We start from the raw sequence: 25,061 nt of genomic DNA on the forward strand, positions 1-25,061 counted from the left end.
TAATTTTTATGTAACGCTTCTCCTGACGGAGCGTTGTGCTTCGGCGCGCTCTACTCGAAGCCCATCTCCCGCAGCATCTCGCGGGCGGCGTATAGGGCGCGGCGCTTGTCGTCCCCGAACAGCCGCCGGCCCGGTATGGCGCCCATCTCCACCAGCTTGCGCCGGGCCTCGATACGCTCCGATGGCCGCACAAGCGGGCTTTCGGCTACGCGGCGCAGTTCGGCTATCTCAGCGTCGGTCATCGGCTCAGGCATCGGGCAGTAGCCGTGCAGCGTTCACCAGCGGGCGCGCGGCCTCGGCCATCTGGTCGGTGTCCAGCTTGAGGGCGGCGTCAACCGCCTTGGTCGCGGCGTAGAACCGGGCGCGGGCGAGGATCAGTTCGGCCCGCAACGTGCGCCGGGCGAGCGCGGCGGTATCCTCGCCGCCCCCTGCCGCGAATTTCGCAGCCAGCCGCCCCGAGGGAGCCTTTGCGATCTTGTCCATCAGTAGGACGCCGCGTTTGCCTGCAACGCCACCCGCGCCGAGGTCTGGTTCCGAATGGTGACATGCTGCGGTCGCGCCGGCTTCTGGCGCCGCAGCGTGTCCACCAGCCGATTGACGCTCGCCGGTAGCCCCGGCTGCGCGCCCAAGGCAACGGCGGCCTGCTCCCGCGTAACCGGATGCGTGCCTTCCTCGCGGCTCATGGCCGCGATGACCTTCGCCATCTGCGCCTTGTTGTTCATGTCGAGCGGCTGATCGGGTCCGATGCCTGACCAGCGCGAGACGCGGCGGATGTATTCCGGGTCGTTTTTCCCGTGGCCGTTCCAGATCGGAATGATGCTCGCCAGCGTGTTCGCGTGGTGCTCTTTCGGATACCGCTTCAGCAGCGCATCCATCGCCTGAATGCCCTGCGTCGTGGTCGCGTATCGGTTGTTCACCCACCGGCCAAACTGGTTTTTGTGCATAATGTCGCCGGGATTGTTGTCGCCCATTCCGACGGATCGCCGCACGGCCCGATACGCTTGTTCCGGCGTTATTTTGTTTAGGCCAAGTGGGTTAGCATTCCAGATATCCTCCGCGCCCTTCGCCACCCACCCGGCAGCCTTCGCATAAGGATACAGGTCTTTGGCGATCGCCAGCATTTCGGATGCCGCGGTTCCCATGTCGTGCTGAAACTGCAACAGGTTCTTTTGGAACTGAGGTGAGCCGAGGTATTTGGTGAACACTTGCAAGCCGTGCTCGGCGTCCGTGACCCACTTGCCCATCTCCGGCCCCTTGGCGAAGGCCGAAATCCACCGGGCAATGTCGCCTGAAACCTTCGTCAATTCCGGCGCCAAGCGGTGCAGGCCGGTAATCAAACTGCTTTCGATCTCGACGCGGGCCTTGTGCATCTGGATTTGCAGGCTCGACCATTCACGGGCGGTCGTGTTGCTGAACCCGAGGGCGTTCACGCTCGATCTCGCCCCGGCTCCGGCGGCGTTCATCCGGTCGATGGACGTATGCCGCCAGCGGCGCATCTCGTCCGTCGAGGCGATCAGGTCGAAGCCGCGCGCTCGGGCGATATTCTGCCAGTCGGCACGGGGCATCTTTTTCAACGCCGCCTGCATCTTCTTCTCAACGTCGATGCTCAGCTTGAAGTTGCTATCGTGCTGCAATTCGCTCTGGCTGATGCCGATGCCGGAAAAGACCCACCGCTTCGTTATGTCGTTGCGGGCATTCGCGACATTGGCTGCCACCGCATCGGCGTTCCCGAACTGGCTGAAATAGGTGCTGAACGCCGCCGCCTGCCCCGGCGTCATGCCGATGCCGCGCGCGCTGCGCTGCCGGCTCAGCGCCGATCCGGCCAGGTCATCCAGCCCAATTGCGCCGCCAACGCCTGCCAGCGCGCCGCCCATCGTGCCGAATTTCAGCATCCACTTGCCGAGGCCGAAGATCGTATGGGAAACCTTCCCGGCGGCCGCGCCGAGGTCTCTCATGGCGTTGTGGCTCTGGCGCGTTGCCGATTGGAAGTCGCGTTGCGCCTTGGTCGCCTTGTGGATCGATTCCGCGATCACGCCTGCCGAGGCGGCCATGCCGGCCAGCATGGCGCTTGTCGGCCCGTTCGCGCTGGCAAACCGCTTGCCCGCTCCGGCAATCGCCTCGTCAACCTTTTTCCATTCGCCGGGAAGGTCTTTGACCTTTGCCTCGTATTGAGAAAACAGGGCCTCAAACCGCTTGAAAGCCTCGTCGTTAACGTCAACGTCGATGATGCTCTTAACTGCCATGCTGGCCTCCTGAACACGCGGGCGATGGCAAACGCGCTCGGACAGCGTGCCTTTCCGCCTTGATTTCTTTTCTCATCTTCCGGAGCGCCACAGCGCGCCGATGTGCCTCAACAGCCTCTGGCCCCTGCGCCATCCGTTCGCGGTGATCGGCCCAGCGTTTGAGGGCGCGCTCACGCTGCTTCTCTGGGGTGATGACCAGCGGTTCCCTCGGCTTGTCGCTATGGGTGCGGCTGGCCGGGCCTTGGCCCCGCCCTTTGCCATGATGCCCCGTCATGCAGCCCCTCGCCGGGTCCAGGTGTCGCCATTCTCATACACATGCACCAGCGCGCCATGCGGCCCGGATGCGGCGAGGTCGGCGGTGATGCGGGCGCGGAACGCTAGTTCGCTTTCGCCGCGCGTGGCGGTCCAGCGTGCCGGCGGGAGCGTGCCCGAGGTGAAGTCGAGGGGGTCGAGGTCGGCCAAGGCGGCGGGCAGTCTCGCCGCGAGCGTCGTAACCTGAAATGACGGCGCATATTTGCGGGGAAAAGTTGTCATCTACCCTGTCTCCAAACGCCGGCGGCAACCATCCGGTCGATCTCCGCCAGAGTGTCCGTTGCTGTCGCGTCGCGGCGCGCGCCGATATTAACGAATTGACGCTGCGCCTCGGCATCGCCCCGCCAGGCGGCTTCGCGGAGGTCGGTGAGCAACGCATGGAGCGCGTCGGCGGCGGTGCCGGTCATCGGTCGAAACCTGTGATTTTGTTGCGAACGGGCGGCATGAACGGTGCCCAGGCAGCGGCACTGTCTCCGTAGAACCGCGTCACCTGTTTCCCGAGTTCCGTGCTGGTCCGGGCTTCGAGCCTCCCCTCGGCGGCAATCCGGGCATCGCGGTCCATCTCATTCCGCCTTGCCATCAGGCGGCGGATTTCACGGTCGAGGGCGGCGGCGTCACTGGTCATCGCCGCACCCCGTTAATCCGGTCGCGCTCGGCGCGTTCGGCTTCCTCGGCTTCCTCGGCTTCGCGGGCCTCGCGTTCGGTTTCCGTTTCGAGGGTGCGGGCGATTTCTGATGGCACGGGCAGGTCTGGCAGGCGGGTCCAGGTCTCGTATCCTGCGCCGCCGTCGCGAAGCAGCCAGATCGTGCCGTGGTCGTCGATCACCGTCGTCAGCGTCGTTGCAGAGCCATTCGGGCGGGTGGCGATGCTTCCGGTCGCGAGCAGCGGGCGGCGAGGCGGCACGCGCGCGGCATCGGCGAGGGCGAGGTTAAGGCGGTCGATTTCCTCGGCCTGCGCCCGGCACAATTCTGCGAGTTCGGACTGCCAGGCGGCTTCGCCTTTGATCTTCGCGGCCCGGTCTGACACGTCGGCAAGGTGAGACTTCACCGCCTCGCCGGTCATAAGTTCCTGAATTGCTATTGCGGTTGATCGGGTCATGCGGCGAGTCCTTCGCGGATCAGTTGGGGCGGGCATCGATGCCAGTTCGGCGCCGTTGCCAGTGCGCCGGCGAGGTCGATGCTGGCGCAGATGCTGGCGCGGGCTTCGAGCGGCGGCACCAGGCCGGCCAGTTCGTGCGGGCGGCCAGCGGCTGCCCAGCGAAGTCCGCGTTCGCGGGCGAGGGCGGCGGCTTCCTGAATTGTCTCGGCGATGGCGACGTGGGGGGTTGGTGCGTCGAGGTTGATTTCGATGATGAGCGCGCGGGCGGGCAGCGGCGAACCAGGCGGGGCCGATGCCGCCCGATCCGCCGCGCCATCGTCCGAAGCGTTCTCGAAACCGCGCCGGACAAGCACTGCGACCGCAAAGCTACGCGACGTGCTGATGGCCGATGCGGCAGCGTCGATCCGGTCGAGCAATTCGCGGTCAAGTGAAATGGTAATAGACTGCTTTGCCATTTCTCATAAATACAATGAAAACCAATGAAAAACCAATAAAAATCAATAGTATCGGCATGTATTCCAGCGAACTACAAAATACCGCAGCGAATAGATCGGCATTCCATATGACGATTATTTAATCTGCGCTGATGCGGAACCGGGCGCCCGATTGCGCCAGAGGTGCCATCCCGACGATATACGGCGGACGCAGTTTCCGCCGATATCGCTACTCCGTTCCAGTAATAGACTTGTTTATGTGCGGCGGATGGAAATATGGCGCCCGTCTTGGATACGTTTATGGGCGCCGGTATGCCGTCAGTGCGTCGGCCGGGCCGGTGTGACGCGGGGGTGATGGTCGCCGCGGGGTGGGAGGATCAATATTTGAGGCCGCTTCCCGAATACTGCACGCCACGCTTCGGCGTGTTCTGGAATCGTCTCGATCAGGGCTAGCGGCGCCGCGCCCGATACAGCGGCATTGACTGCGTTTCGATAATGCAGCGGTTCACCGCCCGTCGCGTGGATCACGGCGCTGCGAGCCATCCGCCGCAGCCGTGGCGTGCAGCGCCAGCCACCCGGCCCTACTGGCGCATCCCCATCGTCGCCCACAAGGATGACCAGCGGCCGCGCTGCCCGGTCCAGCGCCTTCGGAAGCCCGGCGCCAGGCGTGACCTCGACCAACTGGATCAGCCCATCTGCGGCGGCTGCGTAGAGCGGCAGCCGCCACGGAACGATGCGAGCGGCAACCTCGATGACGCGGCCGAACTCCGCGCGGGTGCGAACCTGCATCATGGGATCAGCCCCCATGCGTCGCGGCGAGGGCTGCCGTCGAGCACCGTTCCGGTCGGTAGTCGCTCGATCCAGCCGTGATCTTCTAGGATAGCGACGGCCCGCTTCGCGTCGGCAGCCTGCCGCAGCCGGTTCGGCCCGGACTTGTAAAGCGCAGTGAGGTAAAGGCGCGGATCAGGCTGGGACTGCCACCATGCGAGCAGTTCCTGCGCCGCATCGAGTTCGGGATCAGGTGCAACCGTCTCGCCGAGTCTCAACTGCTCGCCGGCATACCATGTTGCCAGTGCGGCGCCGGCATCGAACGCTTCGGCGTCGATGACGTCCTTCCCGGCATAGGCGGCGAGGATGCCCGAGAGGCGGCAAGCGTGCTCAACCATCTTCGCGCCAAACCCGCGGATTGAGGCATAGCGCCGGCCGTCCGCCAGGTCGCGTTCGGTTGCATCGTGAAACTGGATCAGGCGCCGCTCTGCCGCTGCGTGAAACGGGATCGGCTCGGGGTCCAGCCCATCGGAACCGTCAAGCCGGCGGGGCGAGAGTGCCAACAGATCGCCGAGACGGTCGTTGTAGTCATCGAGCAGCTGGTCAAAGTCGGGTTCCCGTTCCCGCCACATGCGGGTGCCGATAGTCGTCTCCGGTTCCGAAATCAGCATCCGGGCAAGCAAGCCGTTGTCTCTCGCGCTGGCGTTGCCTAGCAGGATGCTGGCGACGGAACGCTGAACCGCGAGCGAGAGCGACGCACGGCGCCCTTGGGCGAACGTCGATTTGCCGGCACGAAGCCGTTTGATCGGCGAGCCGTCCCAAAGGGTGTTGATCGTCGTCATAGTCCGGACGGCTGCATCTTCGCTCATGGCGTGACCGCCGAGGAACATGCCGCCCTCGGCCGAGAAGATCGCGGCGTAGGGCCTCAGCGTCAGGAGGTTGATTAAGCCCTCGATCGTGCCTTCCTCGGCCGTGAGCATCGGCGGGGCCGGCGCCTTCGGTTCTGATCCGACATCGGCCAGCGCCCGCTCTGCGGCGGCGCGGCCGTCCTTGGCAGCCTTCCGCGCCTCAACGCGGGCGGCGTCGAACGCTTCCTTATCGCGGCCGAACGCCGCTTGATCCGCTTCGTATTGAGCAGCGAGCGCGGCCTCGGCGCGGCGGATTGGCAGGCTGGCGAGCAGGTCAACGCTCGTCTTCCGCTCGCCGGATTGAGCGATAGTGAGAAAGGCCGTCACCAGCGGGCGATTGCCGACGCTGGGGATCTCGACATCGTAGTGAATCCCAGCAGCGAAGCCGGCTGCCGCGAGCACGGAAGCAGCGCAGAGCGCGCCCGGCGCCTGTGTGCGGCGCTGGATGGCTTCAACGGGCGGCCGCAGGGCGAGCAGCGCGGCCATCGGATACGGCTCAGGCGGCGGCGTTTCGCGGCGGAGCGGGCGTTTCAACTCAGGGGGCGTGCTCGCCTTCGCGGCGGCATCGCGCGCGATCTGCTCAGCGTTGAAATGGTTCATGCTGCACCTTCGCGCGCCGATAGTGCGCTTTTCAGCGTCGCCTCGATTTCGCGCCGTTCGAGGCCGGCGACGATGGCGGCGTGCGCCATTGCCTCGGCCACCTCGCCGGCTGAAAGGCCGCCGGTCGAGGTGAGGCGCAACAAGCCATACGTCTCGGAATTCAGTGTCGCGTTGCGGGTGCCAGGCGCGGCGCCGGCGACACGCTCGATTGCGCGCCGTAGCGCGGCCTCGGCATAGGCGCGGGCGCGGCGGTCGTTCCCTACCCACGGCGCGGCAGGGGGCGGCGTCCAGCCCGGTTTCGGCGGCGGCACCAGCCAGTCGGGCCAGTCGGCGAGCGGGCCAGCGGACAGGACAGGGAGGCCGGCGGCGGGCCACCAGATGCACGATCCGGCATCGGCCCGCACGTCGATGCCGGGGGCGATGGTGGCGACGCTGGAGCGCAACCCGGCGCGGTGCTTGAACCACAGGTGCAGTCCGCCCGAGCGTGTGCGGTGTGTCCGGGTCGCCGGCAGCTTGTGGCGGTTCGCGGCGAACCATTCGAGTCCGCCAGGCTTGTTGTCTACGTCGAGCGCGGAGATGCCGGAGCGTTCGCCGGTCGCAATGCCGATCAGGACGAATCCGTAATCGCAATGCAGGGCGCGGATCGTGGTGGGATCGGTCGAGGCGGCAAGGTGTCCGCGCGGGCAGCGCGGAGCCTTATCGTTGCCTACGGGGAAAACGGCGCGGCCGGCGGCGGCGAGGTCGAGCGCGGTGTCCAGGATCGAGGCCATTAGTTGCCCTCCCGGATCAGCCCGGCCAGCGCCTCGGCGATGCGGCGGCAATGGCGGGCCTCGATGTCGGCTTGCGCGCGGAGCACGCTGTCGCGCTCGCGCTTAGCCATGATCCAGTCCGCCCGGCTGGCGAGCGAGCGAGCAGCGCGGCGCAGATCAGCCTCGGGCATCTCAATGGTCAGAGTGCGGCGGCGGGAACGGGTTTCAATGTCGTCGATGAGTCGGTCGTGCTGCCGGTCGGCAGCGCCTTTACGGTCAACCATTTAGGGCATCCTTTCTGCCCCACAAACCGCTTGCACCGAGTCGCCGACGCCTCTATCTTTGTATCGCCGCCAAGCGATCCAAAGATTTCCGCGCCGCTCCGGAGCCAGTAGGTTTTCGGGGCGGTTTGCATTGGGATCAGGCCGCTGCTTTCGGCAGGTTCTCAGCGAACCGGCGGAGCGATTCGGCGGTTATGAAGGTGCTGCGGCCCAGCTTGCGAACGTCGAACGTCCCAGCCTTCACCAGTTCCCAGAATTTGGAGTGCTTGACGCCCAGCGCGGCCTGCGCCTCGCGGGGACGATAGAGAATTTTTGAGTCTGCGGTCATCTGTGTGGCTCCAATTGAAGCGTTGCGGATAACCCCGGACTGCCCAATCAAAATTATGGTTGCAGCAAACTCTCCCAAGTTTCGCGATCATAGGGGGGAGTTTTTGCAATTACCTTGTACTTTTCTATATCCTTTGATACTGCCTTACAAACCGTAGCGATTGACGGCAGCTTTTCATCGAAATAGATAATTTGTAGAATATCCATAAGGGTTTTCATGATGCCGTTTCCCGGTGTTGCTCTAACCGTCGCATGGCCTCGAACGGAAAACACAACCAAATCCGGCAGCACCTCGCGGGCCACGTATGTCCAGCCGCGAATCGACTGTTGCGGGTGAACTGGGCGCGCAAGCTGGTCATGCGGATTATCGACGGCGCCTCGCGGGTATCTTAGGACAGAGATGGCTGTCGCCCATTGGCGACGATGTTCGGCAAACGCCTCAGTGTCGGGGAAGCGGTCGCGGTCGCGTTCCAAAATTCTAGCGGCTGCGTCCAGAATCTTCCGTTCTTCCTGCATCTTCCCCACGCCGTGAACTAGCCGCCCGACTTGATGATTGTTCGGAGGCTGATTGACGTAAATGTTGATGCGAGCCGCAAGAATGGTCCACACATACGGGGGCGGCAAGTAGACGCCACTGTTATGCCCTTTCTTGAAATGCAGCCGGAGCGTCGCGTCTATCCATTCGGGAGTTACGTAGCGCGCGCCAGGGCGTCGGGGCGGCCGGTTGGTGCTATCGATTACAACGGCCTCCGGCGGGGATTGCTCCCCGCCTTTCTTGTTTTCCGTCACCGGCCTTCCTCCCGCGCCAGCCGCCGCACCGTCGAAACGCGATAGCCGGCCCGCCAGCACAGGAGATGGAACCGCACCTTGCCGGCCACATGCCGCACCAGCAGCGCAGCGAAGCCGGGCCAGATCCCAGGGTGCCGGAGCACGTAGATCAGGGCCTCGCGCAGCGTGGCGTTCGGGCCGGGCTTACGGGCGCGGGTCATGACTTTATCTGCCCGTTCTCGATCATCTCCCGTATTCTGCGGCAGGGATCGGCGCACGGGCACGGCCCAGGTATCGGGCAGGGGATCGGGTCGCCGTATTTGTCGCGGTAGGGTGCCGCACCCTTGACCGGGGTGGGTCGCGTCGTTGTCGTGTTCATACTATCCCCGCCATCGGATCGACGCCGCCGGTCAGGTAGCTGGCGAGCGTCAACGCAACGGCATCTTCAAGATTGTCGGGCATAAACTTGCCATCGGATGTTCGGTCGGACCACGCCAGGATCACGCGGGCAGCCGCCCGCGCGCCTTCCGGCGTATTGATCTGATCCGTCGCCCAAATTGAATCGATCAGGGCCGTCTGCCGGGCGCGAGGCTTCGTGAGGAAGATATTGCGTTCATCGTCATCTTTGATGGCCTCGAACGCCCGCAACTCGGCTTGTTGGAGGGCAACGAACTCGTCGCAATCGGCGATGAACCGCGCATCCGGGTTGCCGGCGGCATATGCCACGGCAGGGGCGGCAATGGCGGCGGCAGCGCCAGCCACCGCGGCCTTGAGGGTGCGGCGCCGGTTCATGACAAGCCGGCCCGCGCCATCGCGCCCTCGAGGATGAGGCCGACGAGGCGCCGCTCGCTGGCGGTCGTCGCCATCGCCGCCAGATCGCGGGCGGCAGCTTCGGCACGGCGGGCCACGTCCAAGACCAGCACGCGGGGCCGATTGTCATTCGTAGCCGGATTCGTGGTATGGTTTATTCGATCTCGTCTCATGGTTCTCGCACCCATTATCGGGATCATCGGCGGCGGGTGTGTCAGCACCCGTCGCCACTCCCGGTTCGCCGGCATCCGGCCGGCACGGTTCCGTCAGGCGCGGCGCATCGCCACCACCTTTTCGGATTCCTCAGCCAGCCCGGCGCAGTAGTTCGCCCAGGCTTCCATAAGCTGCCGGCGCTTCGCGAGAAGATCTCCGCGCTGATACGCCGCTTCGGTTCGATCCTTGTTGACGTGCGCCAGCGCAACCTCGGCGATCTCGCGCGGAAAGCTGGTCATCTCAGCGGCCCAGTCTCTAAACGATGACCGCATGCCATGCGCCGTGAAGCCCGGCCGCAGCACGGCAACGGCCTTGGCAAGCGCAACGTCGGTCATCGGCTTGCCAGGCGCGCCGCCGGGGAAGATCAGCCCATCCCGGCGGGGAGAGCGGCCTGCCATCTCGCGCAATATCTCGACGGCACGCGGGGAGAGCGGCACGCGGTGCTCGCGTTTCATCTTCATGCGCTCCTTCGGGATGATCCAGAGGGCAGCGTCGAAGTCGATCTCTTCCCATCGGGCGCCGCGCGCCTCGCCGGAGCGCGTAGCCGTCAGGATGGCGAACTCCAGGCACCGCGCCGAGGCGGCTTCACGCTCGCGCAGCTCGGCCATGAAAGCCGGCATTTCGTGGTAGTCGAGGGCCGGATGGTGCCTTACCGCCCGCACCTTTGTTTTCGGTGCGTATACTTGGTCGAGGAACCCCTGCCAGCGGGCCGGGTTGTCGCCGCTGCGCCAGCCGTGAACCGTCGCGTATGCCAGCACGGCCTCGACGCGGCCGCGCAGCCGGCTCGCCGTCTCCGGCTTTTCGGCCCAGATCGGGTCAAGCACCCGGCGGACGTCGAGAAGGCTGATTTCTGAAACCGGCCGCTTGCCGATTATGGGGGAGGCGTAGCTGGCGAGTGTGTTCTCCCACTGCTGCCGATGCTTGGCGTTCTTCCACTCGGCTCGATGCGCCTCGACGTAGGCAGCGGCGACGGCATCGAATGTTCTGGCAGTCTGCTCGGCGGCGAAATGCTGGCGCTCGCGGCGCTGGGCGAGCGGATCGAAGCCGTCTCGAACCTGATTGCGTAGCTGGCGGGCCTGCTCGCGGGCTTCACTCAGGGATACATCCCGGAGCGGCCCGAGGCTCATCCAATGCTTTCGCCCGGCCATCGTGTAGCGGAATGCCCAGGACTTCGAGCCGTCAGCACGCACCCGCAGATACAGCCCGCCACCGTCATGCAGGTTTCCCTCGCGGGTCGCGTTCGTAATTGCGAGGGCATTCAAGCGTTTTGAGACGGTTTTGGGCATCGTCAGCACCCCGAACCGCACAAAACCGCAGAAAACCGCAACCGAACCGCAAGCCCTCTGCGGTTTTTCATGGCACCTAAGCCATTGATTTCATTGGTTCGGCTCTCAGGAACCGCAGAAACCGCAGAAACCGCAGGGGGTCTATGTGCCGTGGTCGCTGGGGTCATCATGCGAGGCTCTCCGTCGAACCGCCCGGCTACATGCTCGGGCCTTCATGGATACACCATAATCCCGCACGTCCTAGGACGTCAATGGACGTTATAGGGCAATCTTCGGCTCTAATGCTGGGGCTATATCGGGGTTTCTCTAAGGCTGGATCACAAGGTAAGGCGGACATCCCCTCCGCCAGTTTCGCTTTTCACGCGATCTCAATCAGTCTCAACCACCTGAAATCTCTTCACTTTCCTCCGTGACGGTGTCCTAATCCGTCTCACGAAATACCCCTCAATCCCGGGGCGCCCTGGGGTCGGATGCGGGGTATGGGACAGGAAGCAGGGGTATGCTCACCGACATCGCCATCCGCAAGGCACAGATCCGAGACAAGCCATACAAGATGTTTGATTCCTATGGTTTGTACCTGCTGGTCACGCCGGCTGGAGGAAAGCTCTGGCGCTTCCGCTACAAGATCGGCGGCAAGGAGAAATTGCTCAGCATCGGCCCCTACTCCGAGGTGATGCTCTCCGCAGCGCGGGATGCGCGCGACGAGGCCCGGGCAGGCCTGCGCGCTGGTCGCGATCCCTCGCTGGTGCGCAAGCAGCTGCGCGCCCAGGCGGCCAATGACGACCGCAAGTTCGAGAAGGTCGCAAGCGACTTGCATACGCTGAACAAGTCCCGCTGGACCGAGCGCCACACGGCGGACGTGATGATCAGCCTCGAGCAGATGGTTTTTCCCCTCCTCGGCACTGTCGACGTCGCGGAGATCACGCCACCGATGGTCCTCGACGTCATCCGGCGAATCGAAGCGCGCCCGGCGCTGGAGACCGCGCGCCGGGTCCGCCAGCGGATGTCGGCGATCTTCCTGTTTGCGATGGGGCTCGGGCTCGCAACCACCGACCCTGCGGCGGTGATCCAGAATGCCATGGCGCCGATGACCAAGGGGCGGCAACCGGCCGTGGTCACGCTGGAGGAAGCCCGGGAGGCGCTGGCAGCCTGCGAGGCGATCCCTGCGCACCCGGTGACCCGGCTGGCGATGGGGTTCCTCGCCCTCACCCATGTCCGACCCGGAGAGGTGCACGGCACACGGTGGACCGAGTTCGAGGGGCTGGAGGGAGACGAACCGCTCTGGCTGATCCCCGCCCACGGATGAAGATGAAGGACGCCCACAAGGTGCCGCATGGCTGGCGGGCAACATTTTCCTCGATCATGAACGAGCGGTTCCCGGCTGACCGGGCGATGACCTCAGCCCCGGCCACGACCAGCACCCGATCGACGAAACCTTTGACCAATACGTCCCGGAAGGCATAGGTCGCCGGCACCGAGTAGTCGTTCATCCGATAGCGGACCAGCGCCGTCGACGAGACCCGCGCCGGCTTCTTCTCGCAGGGCTCGAACGGTCCCGCCGGCAACACCCTCAATGCCGCGAGGTCGCGCAGCAACCGCTCGCCAATCGTCTCTTCATGGCGTCCGGCATGCTCATCCTGCCGCGCCAGACAGCGTGCTTCCAGCGCCGCGTTCAGGGCATCGAAGCTCACCGCATGCGGCAGCGGCGTCATGAAGCGCCGCTGCGTATACTTCACCAGCCCCTCGACTTTCCCCTTGTCGTTACCTTTGCCAGGGCGGCCAAACCGGTCCCTGAACAGGTAGTGGCTGATCAACTCCGTGAAGGCGCGCGTCCGCGTCCGTTGGCCATCGCCAAGAATCCGTGCCACCGCCAGCTTCGTGTTGTCGTAGAGGATCGACAGCGGCACCCCGCCAAAGAAGGCAAAGGCCGACACGTGGCCGTCCAGAAACGCTTCCGTCGTCTCCGCCGGATATGCCTTCACGAACGGGGCATCCGAGTGCGGCAGGTCCATGCAGAAGACGTGCATCACCGTCCCCACACCGCCGATGAAGCCGATGCACTGGCCAAAATCTACCTGCGCATGCCCTGGCGGATGAGACAGCGGCACGAATGCCTCGCGTAGCCGTGCCGGCCGGACGTAATCCTTCACCACGGTGGAGCTGCCCGTATAGCCGTGCTCATCGCGCAGACGCTCAAATATCCGCTGCGCCGTGTGACGCTGCTTCACCGGCGCCGCCCGATCAGCCTCCAGGATCGCGTCGATCACGAGGATGAACGGCCCAAGCTTCGGCTTCGCAGGAGGCTGCTCACGCCGATACCCTGGAGGCACAGAGAACCGGCAGATCTTCGCCACCGTCTCCCGGTTCAGATCAAAGACACGCGCAGCCTCCCGCCGGCTCCGCCCCTCGACAACCACAAATTGCCGAACCGCCGCATAAACCTCTACTGAATACATCCCCGGCAGCCTCTCCCTCCATTCGGAAAGAGGCAACTCTAAAAGTGGCCGGCTTTTGCCCCGCCACGCGGCAGCATTATGCCGCCGCTACATGGCCTACTTTTCCACCGCCGCGTACACTACTTAGCGATACCCAATTCAGGGTCCGGCAGGAAACGCCATTTCCTGAGCGGCCCGGCCATCACGTTGAGGTAATACATCTCGATGCCATACGGTGCCGCACAGGGATGATGGCCACGCGGGACCAGGACGACATCGCCGTCCGAGACCGCCATCGTCTGGTCGAGCGCGCGATCATCGGTGTAGACCCGCTGGACGCCGAAGCCCGACGCCGGGTTCAGGCGATGGTAGTAGGTTTCCTCGAGATAGGTGATGCGCGGATCATCGTCCTCGTCGTGCCGGTGGCTAGGATAGCTCGACCAGTGGCCGGCCGGCGTGAAGACCTCGGTAACCAGCAACGCATCGCAGTAGTCCTCGGCTTCCATCGCGATATTGTTGATGTGGCGCGTATTGGTGCCCTCGCCGCGGGCGGTCAGGACGATGCCCTCCGGCCCGATCCGCCGCGCCGCGTGCCCGCCCCTGCCCGGCGCCGAACAGACCGCGACGATGCAGTCCGTTTCGGCTACGAGCGCCCATTCCGCGCCGTTCGGCACATAGAGACTGTGCGGCGGGGATTTCTCGAAGACACTCATCCGCTCGCCAAGCACGCCCCAATCCCGCCCGGCAGCGCGGATCGACGCCTTCCCCTCGACCATCACGAGGATCACCTCGTTGCCGCCGGTCGCCTCCGCGGCGAACTCGCCGGCGCGCAGGCGGTAGAGCCCGAAGCCGACATGCCGCCAGCCGGCCGCGGCGGGGGTGATATCGTGCACCTTGCCGTGAGTGCCGAAGGGTTTGCGCAGCAGGTCGGGCATCCGGGAAATCCTGTTCTCGGGACGGTTCGGGTCAGTCGGCGACACGCTGGGCGGCCGCGTTGCGGCTGTAGCGCGCCCGCGCCTGTTCAAGTCGCTCGGGGCCGCCCGCCTGCGGTACGGCAACATCCCACCAGTGGCCGCCGGCGCCTGTGCCGGGAGCGGGATCGGTATCGATCACCAGGACAGACGGGACGGCGCGGCCACGCGCCGCCGCGATGCCGGCCTCGAGCGCCGCGATATCCGTAACCTTCTCGGCGTGAGCCCCCATCGCGGCGGCATGGGCGACAAAATCGATCTCGGGCTGAACCTCGACATTGCAGTCCTCGTAGAGATTGTTGAAGGCGGCACCGCCGCATTCGGCCTGCAACCGGTTGATGCAGCCATAGCCGCGATTGTCGGTCAGCACGACGGTGAAGGGCACCCGCCGCATCACCGCGGTGGCGAGTTCCGAATTCGCCATCATGTAGGAACCGTCGCCGACGAAGCAGATCACCTCGCGGTCGGGCGCGGCCAGTTTGACGCCCATCGCGCCGGCGACTTCGTAACCCATGCAGGAATAGCCGTATTCCATGTGATAGCCGCCCGGCGACGCCTGCCAGAGCACCTGCAGCGCGCCGGGCATGGTGCCGGCCGCGCACATCACGATGCTCCGCTCGGTTGTCGCGCGCTGCACGGCGCCGATCACCTGCGCGTCGGTTGGCAGCGCGTTGCGATGGACCTCTGCGGGCGGCGCGGTGACGGCGGCGACTTTCGCATGCCAGGCGCGGCGGGCTTCCGCGTCGAAATCGGGCGCGCGGTGTTCCGTCAGCGCCAGCGACAGCGCGTCCAGCGTCGCCCGCGCATCGCCGACGATCCCTGTCGCGCCGTGCTTGTTCGCGTCGTAGCCGGCCAGGTTGATCGAGACGAGGCGCCGCGCCGGATTGGCAAACACCGTCCAGCTTCCCGTGGTGAAATCCTGGAAGCGGGTGCCGACGCCGAGAACCAGGTCGGCCTCGGCGCAGAGCCGGTTGGCGCAGTCCGAGCCGGTCACGCCGGGGGAGCCGAAATTCCGTTCGTCCTGCCAGGACACGGCGCCCTTGCCCGCCTGGGTCTCGACGAGGGGGATGTTGTGCTGGGCGGCAAACGTGGCGAGGCGTTCCTCCGCGCCCGAGTGGATCACCCCGCCGCCGGCGACGATCACCGGCCGGCGCGCCGCGCGCAGCAGGGCAGCGACATCCGCGACTTCGCGCGGATCGGGTTCGGGGCGACGAATGCGCCAGGTCCGGGGGGCGAAGAAGGTTTCGGGATAGTCGTAGGCCTCGGCCTGCACGTCCTGGCAGAAAGCGAGGCAGACCGGGCCGCAATTCGCCGGATCGGTCATCACGCGCAACGCGCGCGGCAGGGCGGTGAGCAGGTGTTCTGGCCGTGCGATCCGGTCGAAATAGCGGCTGACCGGACGGAAGCAGTCATTGGCGCTGACAGTGCCGTCATCGAAATCCTCGATCTGCTGCAAGACCGGATCGGGGCGGCGGTTGGCGAAGACGTCGCCGGGAATGAAGAGGACGGGCAGGCGGTTGACATGGGCGAGCGCTGCCGCGGTGACCATGTTGGTCGCACCCGGCCCGATCGACGATGTAACAGCCATCGCCCGGCGGCGTGCCTTCGTCTTGGCATAGGCGATGGCGGCATGAGCCATGGTCTGCTCGTTCTGGCCGCGCCAGGTCGGCAGGCGATCACCGATGCCGTGCAGCGCCTCGCCCAGCCCCGCCACGTTGCCATGGCCGAAGATTGCCCAGACGCCCTCGATGAAGCGTTCACCCTCCTCGGTCATCTGCACGGCGAGCCAGCGCACCATGGCCTGCGCCGCCGTCAGCCTGATCGTGTTGCTCATGCCGCCTTCTCCCGTGCCTGGGTCCGCGCATCGTCCCAGATCGCGCAAAGCCTCGCGAAGCGGCGCGCCATCTCGGTCACCGCCGTGCCGTCATCCATCTCGCCCGTGAGCCAGGCGCGCGCCACTCCGGCAAAGATGGTGCGCCCTACAGCGAACCCCTTCACCAGGGAAAAGCCCGCCGCGACCGCGAAGCTCGACGCGAGATCGGCTTCCGGCGCATCAAGGCCGAGTACCACGATGCCGCGCGCGTGGCGATCATGCGTCTCGATCGCGGTGCAGGCGGCCTCCCAGGCGGCCAGGCTCGCCATCGGTTCGAGCTTCCACCAGTCGGGATAGATCCCGGCGGCGTAGAAGCGGCGGATCAGCGCCGCGGTGGTGCCATCATTCACCGGGCCGACCTTGGAGGGAATGATTTCCAGGAGGAATTCCAGGTCATTGCGGCGCGCGGCCTCGAACAACCGCCGCACCGCCGCGTCCTGGGTTGCCCACATGGCCGCATCGTCGTCCGGGTGGCAGAAGCAGAGAACCTTGACGATGTTTTCCTTCGGCCACTCGGACAGGCCGCCGCAATCACTGCCGAGCGCGGGCTCGAAGGCGAGTGGGCGCGAGCCGGGCCACTCGCAGGGCCGACCGATCCACAGCCCCGAGCCGGAGGCCGCGTGCAGCGCGCGTCGGCCGATCCGTTCATCGCACAGGATGCCGTAGCCGGGCCGGCCGGCCTGCACCGAGAGCGCCGCTTCCAGGCAAAGCCGCTTGAAGGCACCGCCTTTCTGCGCCGTATAACCGTCCATCTCCTCGAACTGGGCGCGATGGTCGAAAGCAAAGATCCGGTAATCCGCGACGCCGTGCGGCCGGGTGGTCGACCAATGAAGCCGTTCAAGTTCGGCGTCATGCCGGAGAGCGGGTTCACGGACACCGCGCCGGAGAAAAAATGTCAGTTCCTCAAGCGAAGGATAAGATGGCGTACAGCCATGGCGCGAAACCGCGAAGGCGCCGCAGGCATTGGCGTATTCCAGAGCCTTCGGCCAGGTTTCGTCATCGAGCCACCCCTTCAGCAGGCCGGCGAAAAAGCCGTCGCCGGCGCCGAGAACATTGAACACCTCGATAGGAAAGCCAGGCCCGGTCTCGCCATCCTCAATCCTAGCCGGGATCGGACCTGCGAAGGCCACCGCCCCTCTCGCACCGCGCTTGCAGATCAGGGTCGCCCCGGTCAGCGCGCGCACCGCCCGTAACGCCGTCAGCGTGTCAGGCGAGCCGCCGGCGATATGGAACTCCTCCTCGGTGCCGACAATCAGGTCGAACAACTCCAGCGTCATCTGCAATTTCGCGGTTACCGCCTCGCTTTCGACATAGCGGCTCTCGCCCGCGCCATGCCCGGCCACCCCCCAGAGATTGGGGCGGTAGTCGATATCGAGGGCGGTTCGCGCGCCATGCGCCCGCGCGAGCCGCAGCGCCTTCAACACCGCAGCCTCGGTACGGGGATGACTGAGATGTGTCCCGGTTGCCAACACCGAGCGCGCCTCGGCGATGAATCCCTCGTTGATATCGTCCTCGCAGAGGGCCATGTCCGCGCAGTTCTCACGGTAGAAGATCAGCGGAAACTGGTCTTCATCGCGGATGCCCAGCAGCACGAGGGCGGTCAGCCGCACGGGATCGGTGACGACGCCGCGCACATCCACGCCCTCGCGGGACAGTTGTTCGCGGATGAAGCGGCCCATGTGCTCGTCGCCGACCCTGGTGATCACCGCTGATCGCAGCCCCAGACGCGCCGCGCCGCAGGCGATGTTTGTCGGCGAACCGCCGATATATTTGTCGAAAGAACGCATATCCTCGAGCCGCCCGCCGACCTGGGCGCCATACAGATCGACCGAGGAGCGGCCGATCGTGATCACGTCGAGCGCCTTCATACGCCTACTCGCCGCAAGCCGGGTCGTTTCGCCATCGTTCAGGGTCTGCTGAGTTGCTGCCGGCACGATCAGGCGCCTTGTGGCTGGGGTCTGTTGAGTTCGTGCTGGAGCGCGTTGAGCCCGGCACCGCCAGCCATGTGGAACATGAGGTTTTCGAGGGTGAGGCCGTCGCGGGCAGCGTCGAGCTCGACCTCGCCGCGGGCGAGGATGATGAAATGGTCGCCGACCATGTAGGCGTGGTGCGGATTGTGGGTGATGAAGATGACGCCGGTGCCGTGTTCGCGGGCGGCCTGGGCAATGTAGCGCAGCACGAGGCCGGACTGGGCGACGCCGAGGGCCGCGGTCGGCTCGTCGAGGATCAGCACCCGTGCGCCGAAATGGATCGCCCGCGCGATCGCCACCACCTGCCGCTGCCCGCCCGAGAGCGTGCCCACAGGCTGGTCGAGATCGGCGACATGGATGCCCATCCGGCGCAGTTCGCGGTCGGTGATCTCCCACATCGAGGCGATGTCGAGCCGGCGGAACGGACCACGCCCGATGGTCAGTTCGGACCCGAGAAAGAAGTTCCGCCAGATCGGCAGCAGCGGCACCAGCGCCAGTGTCTGGTAGACCGCCGAGATGCCGCGATCCAGCGCCTCGCGCGGGGAGCCGAACGTCACCGCCTCGCCATCCACCGCGTAGGTGCCCGTGCTGTGCTCGCGCAGCCCGGCGATGATGCTGATCAACGTCGACTTGCCCGCACCGTTGTCGCCCAGCACGCAGGTGACCTCACCGCTGCGCACCGTCATGCTGACGCCGCGCAGCGCGCTGATATTGCCATAGCTCTTGCCGATATCGGTGAGCTGGATGATCGGCGCGGATCTCTCGCTCATCTCACTTCCCTCCGCTCGCCCGCAGACGCAGCCAGGTGTTGACCACCGTCGCCGTCAGCAGCGTCGCGCCGACGAAGAACATGAACCAGTCGGGATCCCAGTCGGCATAGATCACCCCTTCCGTCGTCATCCCGAAGATGAACGCCCCGAAGCCCGAGCCGATCGCCGAGCCATAGCCTCCGGTCATCAGGCAGCCGCCCACCACCGCCGCGGCGATGTAGAGCAGTTCGTTGCCGACACCGGCGCCCGACTGCACCTCGTTGTATTCGAACAGCATGTGCATGCCGAGAAACCAGGCGCTGAAGCCCACCAGCATGAACAGCGCGATCTTCATCCGCCGCACCGGCACGCCCACGGCCCGCGCGCTCTCGTCGCTGCCGCCCACCGCGAAGATCCAGTTGCCGAAGCGCGTGCGCAGCAGCACCCAGGTCGCCACCAGGATGAACAGGAACCAGTAGAGGATCGCGATGCTGACATCAGCGCCGCCAATCCGGAAGGTCGACGCGAAGATCGCGTGTGCCGAGGCAAAGCCGGGCACATGGCTGATGTCCCCGGTCGCGACATTGCCGGTCACCAGCTTGGTGAGCGCGATGTTCAGCCCCTGCAGCATCAGGAAGGTGGACAGCGTGACCAGGAAGCTGTGCAGCCGCGTGCGGATCAGCAGGTAGCCATTCAGCGCGCCGATCGCCAATGAAACCAGCAGCGCGAACACGATCCCTGCCCACATATTGCCAGCCACCTTCGTCGCGAACATCGACGCTGCCAGCGACGACGTCGTCACCGCGACACCCGCCGTCAGGTCGAACTCGCCGCCGATCATCAGCAGCGAAACCGCAACCGCCGGAATCCCGATCGTCGCTGACTGATACAGCACCGTCGTGAACGCATCCACCTGCCGGAACGGCGGCGCCACCACGAAGAACAGAACAAAGACCAGTATGGCTCCGCCCAGCGCGCCGGCCTCCGGTCGCTTTAGGGTCTTCCGCCAGAACGCCTGCTGAACCAGCTGCGGGTGCGCAGTGCGCGGCGCATCGTTCCCGGTCATCGTGCCATTGGTCATGATCGTCATCTCTCCTCCCGCTCGGCGCTTCTCACGGCTGGCGCCATCATCGGCGCCAGCCGGCGGGAAGCCTCAGGATCGGGCCAGGATCAGCGGGTGCCGCGCTTCGCGAACTTCGCGACCGCCGCGATATTCTTCGACGTCACGAAGGTTGGGCCGGTCAACACCGGCTTGCCGCCCCCGACCACGTCGCCATTCGTCTTGTAGAGCCAGAGGAAATCGACGGCCTCGTAGCCCTGCACGTAAGGCTGCTGATCCACCGCGAATTGCAGCTTGCCTTCCTGGATCAGGTGCACGGCCTGGGGATTGAGGTCGAAGGTTGCAACCTTCGCCTTGCTGTTAGCCATCTTCACAGCCTGGATCGCCGTCGGCGCAAACGGCGCACCCAGCGTCACCACATAGTCGATGTCACGATCCTGCTGCAGCTTCGCGACAATCCGCGACTGCGCGCCGGCCATGTCGTAGCCGTTCACATACAGCACCGACATCTTGCCCTTGAACGTCTTCTTGATGCCGTCGCAGCGCGCCTCGAGCTGGATCGCGCCCTGTTGCTGGTCGACACAGACCACGCTCTTCGCGCCAAGCTCATTGAGACGATCACCCACCGCCTCGCCGGCGATCGTCTCGTCCTGGCCGACATACATCATCATGCCGGCCTTCTTCCACTCACTCGTGCCCGCATTGAAGCCGACGACCGGAATTCCCGCCTTCTCCGCCTGCGCCAGCGCGGGATCCTCGGCGTCCGGGAAGGCGAGAGTCGCCGCGATCCCGTCCACATGCTGCTGCGTCACGTTCGTGATCAGCTGCGCCTCGCCCGAGGCATTCGGGTTGTTCAGATAGACCAGCTTCACATGATCCTTCTTCGCCGCCGCCTCCGCACCCTTGCGAATGATGTCCCAGAACGTGTCCCCAGGCTGCGCGTGCGTGATCATCGCAAACGTGTATTCCGGCGCCTTCGCCGCCGCCGTCCCCGTCATCCCCGCCAGCGAAACACAGCCAACCGCTACACCACCCAGCAGGCCCGCAAGCATACCCGTCCCGATCGTCCTCATCCTCATACCCTCCCTCTCACGCAGGCCGCACCATGCTATGCCCGCAAATATTTTTGCAACTTTATTGTTTATGCAAAAAATCACTCAGCCACGCCTGCGTCAAGCAAATACTTGCCAGTTGATAAAAAAAATTTCGCGATCAGCGCGCGACGCGGCAAAGCACCTCAAGCTACCCCCTGAGCGACATGAGCAAAGCTGGCGCGGAGCGCCGCTTCCGGATCAGGATCATCATGCACCGAAGGCGCGAAGGGCTCGATGCTCACCGCGCCCGCATAGCCACCGGTCGCGAGGGCGCGGAGCTGACCGATATTGTTCAGACGATCCATCTCATCGACGAGCGCGCGGTCAGCATCCAGCATGTCGTTCAAAGCCAGATCAGCTTCCCTGACGCCCGAGATATGGACAAGGCCAGTGAACTCCGGGAAAAATTCCCTCTCGCCGGCAAGGTGATGATGGAATGTGTCGTGCACCAACTTGCAGACATCGCTGGCGCCGGCTTCCCTGATTGCCTCGATCGCCTCCCGTTTCGTCCGCAACGATGAGACAGGAAAGCCCAGCGGCTCGACCAGACCAGTAATGCCATGTTGGCGCAGGATCGGCACCAACTCGCGCAGGGCAGCGACCAGATCGCCATGCGGCACCGGCGTGCCATCGTTCAACGGGCACATGACGAGCGCCCGCGCACCACAGGTCTGCGCATAATCCGCAAGTGCAAGCGCGCGCGCAGGCATGTCCCCCGACCAGACATTGAAGGGGTAAAGCGCATTGATCGAAAGAATATCGACCCCGGATGCTACGGCCGCAGCCCTGACGGCGCCCGCCGGCATCGTGCCGACGACATCCGGAAGGTCGTTGCGGATCTCGATCGCCGGCATCCCGAGGCGGCACGCTAGGCCGAGGAAATCGGCAAGAGAAAGTTTCGGTGTTGCAATGTGATTGAGTGCGAAGCGCATGAGAAACCTCAGTTGTAAAGAGGAGGCCGCGCGGGCAGCGAAATCGGCACGATCGAACCAGGCCGGCTCTGCGCCTCTACACAGGCATCCGAGGAGACCGCGGCGACATATCCGTCCCAGGCCGTCGGGCCGGATGCGGTTCCCCGCGCCGCCGCCTTGATGAAATCCTGCAACTCGAGATCGTAACTGTCGATGAATCGATCCTTCCAGTCGGTCATGATCGCGCTCTGCAACTTTGCATCCTTGCGCATCACGACCGCCATTGGGTCTGGCAGGCTGGCGAGACCTTCCTCACCCACAACCTGACACTGGATGTCATAGCCGTAGCGGCAGTTGACGAAGATCTCGACATCGATCCGGATGCCACTTTTGGTTTCCAGGAGGACGATCTGTGGATCCTCGACCCTCGCATGTGCATGCCGTGTCCGACGTGGAAAGATGACCTGCGCGGAGACGTAGTCATCGTCGAGAAGCCAGCGCAGGACATCAATTTCGTGGATCAGCGTGTCCTGGATCGCCATTGGCGTGATATACTGCTCCGGCACGGACGGATTGCGGTGCGCTGCATGCACCATCAGGGGCCGGCCGATCTCGTTCTCGACGACCGCCTTTAGCATGCGGTAGCCCGCATCGTAGCGGCGCATGAAGCCCACCTGCACGAGGCGGCGGCCGAAGGCGGTTTCGGCCTCGACGATACGCCCGGCGCCCGCCGCCGTGGTCGACAGTGGCTTCTCGCAGAAGACCGGCTTGCCCGCCGCAATCGCGGCCAGGACGTATTGTTCATGGGTCGCGCCCCACGACGTTACCACCACGGCATCGACGCCAGCAGATGCAGCCACTTCCTCGCCGGAGCCAACGACCTCAGCCTCGGGCGCAAGATCCGCCCGCGCGGTGCGGACGCTTTCGATATTGACATCCGACACGGCCGTCACCTTGGCGCCAGACAAGGTCTGGTTGATCCGCCGCATGTGGTCGCGCCCGATCGCGCCGGTCCCGATAACACCAATCCGTAGGGTCATCTCAGAGCTCCCGTTTCCAGAATTTGTCGATGTAGCGCTGCATTTCGGCGCGCATGAAGCGACCAGAGGCATCGGCCCGCTCCTCCCAGGCGAAGACGCAGGCGGTCATGATGCCGTCGAAACCAATTTCCGCGAGCGTGCCGAAGAACTCGTCCCATGGCACCTCTCCCTGACCGATATCGAGATGCTGGTGCACCCGCACAGCCGAACCGGGAGGGTTGACGATGTAGCGCAGGCCCGAACTGGCCCGGTGATTGAATGTATCGCCGACATGCACATGTGCCAGCACATCCGCGCATTCGCGCAGCATTGCCGCTGTATTGTCGCCAAAGTAGAAGGTGTGCGGCGCACAGTAAAGAAATCGCACCCGCGGCGAATTGACCGTGCGGATGATGTCCACTGCCGGCTGAAGGGTTTCCACCCAGTCCTCCGGATGCGGCTCGACATGAAGGTTGATACCCTCCCGCTCGAACACTGGCACAAGTTCCTCCATCGAACGCCACCAGGAGTCTTCGCAGGCCTCGATCATCGAGCCGGTATGGCAACAATAGCAGGACCCCTTGTCGGGGTGTGGGCCACGGCCGAATTCCGAGTTCATCGTGTCGACTTCCAGTTCGAGGCAGATCTCGATGGCGCGCTTCCAGTGCCGCACGGCGGCCTTGCGCTCGTCCTCGTCATTCGACGCCCAGCGATACATCGGCAGCAGCGAGGCGATCCCCACACCGGCCTCTTTCAGCGCCCGCCTGAAGCCCCGCACCCGTTCCGGAAACACCCGCGGCGCCTTGAACCATTCCAGAAAATCTCCCCGCGGGGAAAGTTCGATCCAGTCGAAGCCGATTTCCTTCACTCTGAAGGGCAGTTCCTCCAGGCCAAGATGACGGTGCATGAACGGATCAAGTGCGATCTTCATCGTATGTCCTCCCTGCGGCAGCGCTTCGGCAAGTCCTGCCGCGCGGTCCGGCATCTCTTCTTACGCGCTCTGTAACGGGCACGCCGCGTGCGCTGTTGACGATTTTTCGTCAACAGCGCACTCTCGCGCATGACTGGAGCCCAAGCTTCCCGCAAGACACGGACGCGCGCCCGCCTTGCCGACATTGCGCGGGTGGCGGGTGTAAGCATTGCCACAGTGGACCGGGTCTTCAACGAGCGTGAGTCAGTTTCAGATGCCGCGCGCGAACGGGTGATCCGGGTCGCGCGCGAGATGGGTGTGCGCCGGGATCTGCCAGAAGCCTACAGGCCGATCACGCATCTTGACCTGATCCTGCCGAAGAACGACTCACCATTTTTCGTCCGCCTTCGGGCGGCTTTCCGCGACGGTATCGCCATGCTGGATCGTGGCATCGCCATGCACCGGCACATCCTTGCCGTAGAGGATACCGCAAGCTTCGTGCGCCTCATTTCCGAGACGTCCTACGCACGACAAGGAATGATCCTCGCCGTCCCGGACCGACCGGAGATCCGTGCCGCGGTCCAATCCATCCAGGCCGCCGGCCAGAAGGTGGTAACGATCGTGACCGATCTGCCGGGTCTCGCCGGAGCTGATTATCTTGGCATTGATAATCGTCAGGCAGGCGCCACTGCCGCCCATCTTCTCGGGCGCAGCTGCCGGCAGAGTGGCCGGGTCGCCGTTCTCGGTGCCCATCACGACTGGGCTGGTCATGTCGAGCGCATGGGAGGCTTCCAGACGACGCTATCGCGCGATTTTCCCCACCTGCATTGCGAGATCATCGAAATGGATACGCGCGACGACCCTGATCGTTGTGCGCGTTCTCTGCGAGCGGCATTGTCGTTCGGGCCGCTTGTCGGCGTCTACAATACCGGCGCCGGCTCGATCGGCATCATGAATGCGCTGAAAGGGGCTATGCCGCGTCCATTCTGGATCGGACACGAGTTATCCGACGATCACATCATCTATCTCAAGGACGGCACAATGGATTACGCGATTGATCAGAATCCGCGTGGCCAGGCCCTAGGTAGCTTGCAGACCCTTCTTTACCGCTGCGGTCTGATCACCTCCACCCCGGCACTGTCGCATGCCGAACTGCGAATTTACACCCGGGAGAATCTGCCCGCCCGTAATTATGAGGAATCTAGTCAGTTGTCGTTGGACTAGGTGTTTAGTCCCGGAATTTGGTCGGTTGGGCTGATGATGAATCCGTCT

Annotated in this window: 29 protein-coding genes and 1 pseudogene; 2 read left to right on the plus strand and 28 right to left on the minus strand. The window is 64.6% G+C overall.

Annotated elements, in window-relative coordinates:
- Positions 1-50: 50 nt before the first annotated feature.
- From APM_RS01075 to APM_RS01150, 18 genes are all read right to left on the minus strand, one after another.
- Positions 51-242, minus strand: a complete 192-nt coding sequence (locus APM_RS01075; protein WP_007421509.1) for a hypothetical protein — start codon at positions 240-242, stop codon at positions 51-53.
- Between the two features lie 4 nt (positions 243-246).
- A complete protein-coding gene (locus APM_RS01080) occupies positions 247-483 on the minus strand; it encodes a hypothetical protein (protein WP_039887438.1) in 237 nt (78 codons plus the stop codon).
- Positions 483-2,243 carry a hypothetical protein gene (locus APM_RS01085; protein WP_007421510.1) on the minus strand — a complete coding sequence of 587 codons (1,761 nt, stop codon included), beginning with the start codon at positions 2,241-2,243 and terminating at the stop codon, positions 483-485. Before APM_RS01085 ends, APM_RS01080 begins: the two co-directional genes overlap by 1 nt.
- A 270-nt stretch (positions 2,244-2,513) precedes the next feature.
- Positions 2,514-2,777, minus strand: coding sequence for a hypothetical protein (locus APM_RS01090; RefSeq protein WP_039887440.1), 264 nt, complete (start codon positions 2,775-2,777; stop codon positions 2,514-2,516).
- Positions 2,774-2,962, minus strand: a complete 189-nt coding sequence (locus APM_RS01095) for a hypothetical protein (protein ID WP_039887441.1) — start codon at positions 2,960-2,962, stop codon at positions 2,774-2,776. Before APM_RS01095 ends, APM_RS01090 begins: the two co-directional genes overlap by 4 nt.
- Complete coding sequence (locus APM_RS01100) at positions 2,959-3,180, minus strand: hypothetical protein (RefSeq protein ID WP_039887442.1); 222 nt, start codon at positions 3,178-3,180, stop codon at positions 2,959-2,961. Before APM_RS01100 ends, APM_RS01095 begins: the two co-directional genes overlap by 4 nt.
- A complete protein-coding gene (locus tag APM_RS01105) occupies positions 3,177-3,653 on the minus strand; it encodes a hypothetical protein (RefSeq protein ID WP_007421511.1) in 477 nt (158 codons plus the stop codon). Before APM_RS01105 ends, APM_RS01100 begins: the two co-directional genes overlap by 4 nt.
- On the minus strand, positions 3,650-4,108 hold the full coding sequence (locus APM_RS01110; protein ID WP_007421512.1) for a hypothetical protein: 459 nt from the start codon (positions 4,106-4,108) through the stop codon (positions 3,650-3,652). The genes APM_RS01105 and APM_RS01110 overlap by 4 nt, the downstream gene beginning before the upstream one ends.
- A gap of 297 nt (positions 4,109-4,405) precedes the next feature.
- Positions 4,406-4,879 (minus strand): hypothetical protein, encoded by a 474-nt coding sequence (locus APM_RS01115; protein ID WP_138919140.1) that lies wholly within the window; start codon positions 4,877-4,879, stop codon positions 4,406-4,408.
- Positions 4,876-6,363: a YfjI family protein gene (locus APM_RS01120; RefSeq protein WP_007421514.1), complete on the minus strand. Its 1,488-nt coding sequence runs from the start codon at positions 6,361-6,363 to the stop codon at positions 4,876-4,878. The genes APM_RS01115 and APM_RS01120 overlap by 4 nt, the downstream gene beginning before the upstream one ends.
- The gene (locus tag APM_RS01125; protein ID WP_007421515.1) at positions 6,360-7,133 is read right to left on the minus strand and encodes a bifunctional DNA primase/polymerase; all 774 of its coding nucleotides are present in this window, start codon (positions 7,131-7,133) and stop codon (positions 6,360-6,362) included. Before APM_RS01125 ends, APM_RS01120 begins: the two co-directional genes overlap by 4 nt.
- A complete protein-coding gene (locus APM_RS01130) occupies positions 7,133-7,396 on the minus strand; it encodes a hypothetical protein (RefSeq protein ID WP_007421516.1) in 264 nt (87 codons plus the stop codon). Before APM_RS01130 ends, APM_RS01125 begins: the two co-directional genes overlap by 1 nt.
- 136 nt (positions 7,397-7,532) lie before the next feature.
- Positions 7,533-7,721 (minus strand): AlpA family transcriptional regulator, encoded by a 189-nt coding sequence (locus APM_RS01135; protein WP_039887445.1) that lies wholly within the window; start codon positions 7,719-7,721, stop codon positions 7,533-7,535.
- 53 nt (positions 7,722-7,774) lie between these two features.
- Positions 7,775-8,509 carry a hypothetical protein gene (locus APM_RS21280; RefSeq protein ID WP_007421517.1) on the minus strand — a complete coding sequence of 245 codons (735 nt, stop codon included), beginning with the start codon at positions 8,507-8,509 and terminating at the stop codon, positions 7,775-7,777.
- Positions 8,506-8,709 (minus strand): hypothetical protein, encoded by a 204-nt coding sequence (locus APM_RS01140; protein ID WP_039887447.1) that lies wholly within the window; start codon positions 8,707-8,709, stop codon positions 8,506-8,508. Before APM_RS01140 ends, APM_RS21280 begins: the two co-directional genes overlap by 4 nt.
- A gap of 154 nt (positions 8,710-8,863) precedes the next feature.
- Positions 8,864-9,280: a hypothetical protein gene (locus APM_RS01145; protein ID WP_007421518.1), complete on the minus strand. Its 417-nt coding sequence runs from the start codon at positions 9,278-9,280 to the stop codon at positions 8,864-8,866.
- Positions 9,277-9,411, minus strand: coding sequence for a hypothetical protein (locus APM_RS22900; RefSeq protein WP_256379462.1), 135 nt, complete (start codon positions 9,409-9,411; stop codon positions 9,277-9,279). The genes APM_RS01145 and APM_RS22900 overlap by 4 nt, the downstream gene beginning before the upstream one ends.
- 153 nt (positions 9,412-9,564) lie before the next feature.
- The gene (locus APM_RS01150) at positions 9,565-10,797 is read right to left on the minus strand and encodes a phage integrase central domain-containing protein (RefSeq protein WP_039887456.1); all 1,233 of its coding nucleotides are present in this window, start codon (positions 10,795-10,797) and stop codon (positions 9,565-9,567) included.
- A gap of 499 nt (positions 10,798-11,296) precedes the next feature.
- Between APM_RS01150 and APM_RS01155 the strand changes: the two genes are divergently transcribed.
- Entirely contained in the window at positions 11,297-12,103 is an 807-nt protein-coding gene (locus tag APM_RS01155; RefSeq protein WP_007421520.1) for a phage integrase central domain-containing protein, read from the plus strand.
- 79 nt (positions 12,104-12,182) lie between these two features.
- Here APM_RS01155 and istA read toward each other — a convergent pair.
- The 10 genes and pseudogenes from istA to APM_RS01205 all read right to left on the minus strand — a co-directional run.
- Positions 12,183-13,253: pseudogene (gene istA, locus APM_RS01160) on the minus strand (IS21 family transposase); the annotation flags it as partial.
- A 119-nt stretch (positions 13,254-13,372) separates the two neighbouring features.
- Entirely contained in the window at positions 13,373-14,167 is a 795-nt protein-coding gene (gene iolB, locus APM_RS01165; protein WP_007421521.1) for a 5-deoxy-glucuronate isomerase, read from the minus strand.
- Between the two features lie 31 nt (positions 14,168-14,198).
- Complete coding sequence (iolD, locus tag APM_RS01170; RefSeq protein WP_007421522.1) at positions 14,199-16,037, minus strand: 3D-(3,5/4)-trihydroxycyclohexane-1,2-dione acylhydrolase (decyclizing); 1,839 nt, start codon at positions 16,035-16,037, stop codon at positions 14,199-14,201.
- Positions 16,034-17,944, minus strand: coding sequence for a 5-dehydro-2-deoxygluconokinase (gene iolC / locus APM_RS01175; protein WP_007421523.1), 1,911 nt, complete (start codon positions 17,942-17,944; stop codon positions 16,034-16,036). Before iolC ends, iolD begins: the two co-directional genes overlap by 4 nt.
- Before the next feature lie 68 nt (positions 17,945-18,012).
- Entirely contained in the window at positions 18,013-18,816 is an 804-nt protein-coding gene (locus APM_RS01180; RefSeq protein ID WP_007421524.1) for an ATP-binding cassette domain-containing protein, read from the minus strand.
- A 1-nt stretch (position 18,817) separates the two neighbouring features.
- Complete coding sequence (locus APM_RS01185; RefSeq protein ID WP_007421525.1) at positions 18,818-19,885, minus strand: ABC transporter permease; 1,068 nt, start codon at positions 19,883-19,885, stop codon at positions 18,818-18,820.
- A gap of 80 nt (positions 19,886-19,965) precedes the next feature.
- Complete coding sequence (locus APM_RS01190) at positions 19,966-20,928, minus strand: sugar ABC transporter substrate-binding protein (protein ID WP_039887452.1); 963 nt, start codon at positions 20,926-20,928, stop codon at positions 19,966-19,968.
- A 164-nt stretch (positions 20,929-21,092) separates the two neighbouring features.
- Positions 21,093-21,881 carry a TIM barrel protein gene (locus APM_RS01195; RefSeq protein WP_007421527.1) on the minus strand — a complete coding sequence of 263 codons (789 nt, stop codon included), beginning with the start codon at positions 21,879-21,881 and terminating at the stop codon, positions 21,093-21,095.
- 8 nt (positions 21,882-21,889) lie between these two features.
- The gene (locus APM_RS01200; protein WP_007421528.1) at positions 21,890-22,900 is read right to left on the minus strand and encodes a Gfo/Idh/MocA family protein; all 1,011 of its coding nucleotides are present in this window, start codon (positions 22,898-22,900) and stop codon (positions 21,890-21,892) included.
- 1 nt (position 22,901) lies between these two features.
- Complete coding sequence (locus tag APM_RS01205) at positions 22,902-23,810, minus strand: sugar phosphate isomerase/epimerase family protein (protein WP_039887457.1); 909 nt, start codon at positions 23,808-23,810, stop codon at positions 22,902-22,904.
- Between the two features lie 129 nt (positions 23,811-23,939).
- Here APM_RS01205 and APM_RS01210 point away from each other — a divergent pair, with 129 nt between their 5' ends.
- Positions 23,940-25,013 (plus strand): LacI family DNA-binding transcriptional regulator, encoded by a 1,074-nt coding sequence (locus APM_RS01210; protein ID WP_039887454.1) that lies wholly within the window; start codon positions 23,940-23,942, stop codon positions 25,011-25,013.
- Positions 25,014-25,061: the final 48 nt, after the last annotated feature.

The sequence above is a fragment of the Acidiphilium sp. PM genome (assembly GCF_000219295.1).
Taxonomy (GTDB): Bacteria; Pseudomonadota; Alphaproteobacteria; order Acetobacterales; family Acetobacteraceae; genus Acidiphilium; species Acidiphilium multivorum.

Coding starts and splice junctions, on each gene's coding strand:
- APM_RS01075 (WP_007421509.1), bottom strand. CDS start 242: ATGACCGACGCTGAGATAGCCGAACTGCGCCGCGTAGCCGAAAGCCCG.
- APM_RS01080 (WP_039887438.1), bottom strand. CDS start 483: ATGGACAAGATCGCAAAGGCTCCCTCGGGGCGGCTGGCTGCGAAATTC.
- APM_RS01085 (WP_007421510.1), bottom strand. CDS start 2,243: ATGGCAGTTAAGAGCATCATCGACGTTGACGTTAACGACGAGGCTTTC.
- APM_RS01090 (WP_039887440.1), bottom strand. CDS start 2,777: ATGACAACTTTTCCCCGCAAATATGCGCCGTCATTTCAGGTTACGACG.
- APM_RS01095 (WP_039887441.1), bottom strand. CDS start 2,962: ATGACCGGCACCGCCGCCGACGCGCTCCATGCGTTGCTCACCGACCTC.
- APM_RS01100 (WP_039887442.1), bottom strand. CDS start 3,180: ATGACCAGTGACGCCGCCGCCCTCGACCGTGAAATCCGCCGCCTGATG.
- APM_RS01105 (WP_007421511.1), bottom strand. CDS start 3,653: ATGACCCGATCAACCGCAATAGCAATTCAGGAACTTATGACCGGCGAG.
- APM_RS01110 (WP_007421512.1), bottom strand. CDS start 4,108: ATGGCAAAGCAGTCTATTACCATTTCACTTGACCGCGAATTGCTCGAC.
- APM_RS01115 (WP_138919140.1), bottom strand. CDS start 4,879: ATGATGCAGGTTCGCACCCGCGCGGAGTTCGGCCGCGTCATCGAGGTT.
- APM_RS01120 (WP_007421514.1), bottom strand. CDS start 6,363: ATGAACCATTTCAACGCTGAGCAGATCGCGCGCGATGCCGCCGCGAAG.
- APM_RS01125 (WP_007421515.1), bottom strand. CDS start 7,133: ATGGCCTCGATCCTGGACACCGCGCTCGACCTCGCCGCCGCCGGCCGC.
- APM_RS01130 (WP_007421516.1), bottom strand. CDS start 7,396: ATGGTTGACCGTAAAGGCGCTGCCGACCGGCAGCACGACCGACTCATC.
- APM_RS01135 (WP_039887445.1), bottom strand. CDS start 7,721: ATGACCGCAGACTCAAAAATTCTCTATCGTCCCCGCGAGGCGCAGGCC.
- APM_RS01140 (WP_039887447.1), bottom strand. CDS start 8,709: ATGACCCGCGCCCGTAAGCCCGGCCCGAACGCCACGCTGCGCGAGGCC.
- APM_RS01145 (WP_007421518.1), bottom strand. CDS start 9,280: ATGAACCGGCGCCGCACCCTCAAGGCCGCGGTGGCTGGCGCTGCCGCC.
- APM_RS01150 (WP_039887456.1), bottom strand. CDS start 10,797: ATGCCCAAAACCGTCTCAAAACGCTTGAATGCCCTCGCAATTACGAAC.
- APM_RS01155 (WP_007421520.1), top strand. CDS start 11,297: ATGCTCACCGACATCGCCATCCGCAAGGCACAGATCCGAGACAAGCCA.
- iolB (WP_007421521.1), bottom strand. CDS start 14,167: ATGCCCGACCTGCTGCGCAAACCCTTCGGCACTCACGGCAAGGTGCAC.
- iolD (WP_007421522.1), bottom strand. CDS start 16,037: ATGAGCAACACGATCAGGCTGACGGCGGCGCAGGCCATGGTGCGCTGG.
- iolC (WP_007421523.1), bottom strand. CDS start 17,944: ATGAAGGCGCTCGACGTGATCACGATCGGCCGCTCCTCGGTCGATCTG.
- APM_RS01180 (WP_007421524.1), bottom strand. CDS start 18,816: ATGAGCGAGAGATCCGCGCCGATCATCCAGCTCACCGATATCGGCAAG.
- APM_RS01185 (WP_007421525.1), bottom strand. CDS start 19,885: ATGACGATCATGACCAATGGCACGATGACCGGGAACGATGCGCCGCGC.
- APM_RS01190 (WP_039887452.1), bottom strand. CDS start 20,928: ATGAGGACGATCGGGACGGGTATGCTTGCGGGCCTGCTGGGTGGTGTA.
- APM_RS01195 (WP_007421527.1), bottom strand. CDS start 21,881: ATGCGCTTCGCACTCAATCACATTGCAACACCGAAACTTTCTCTTGCC.
- APM_RS01200 (WP_007421528.1), bottom strand. CDS start 22,900: ATGACCCTACGGATTGGTGTTATCGGGACCGGCGCGATCGGGCGCGAC.
- APM_RS01205 (WP_039887457.1), bottom strand. CDS start 23,810: ATGAAGATCGCACTTGATCCGTTCATGCACCGTCATCTTGGCCTGGAG.
- APM_RS01210 (WP_039887454.1), top strand. CDS start 23,940: ATGACTGGAGCCCAAGCTTCCCGCAAGACACGGACGCGCGCCCGCCTT.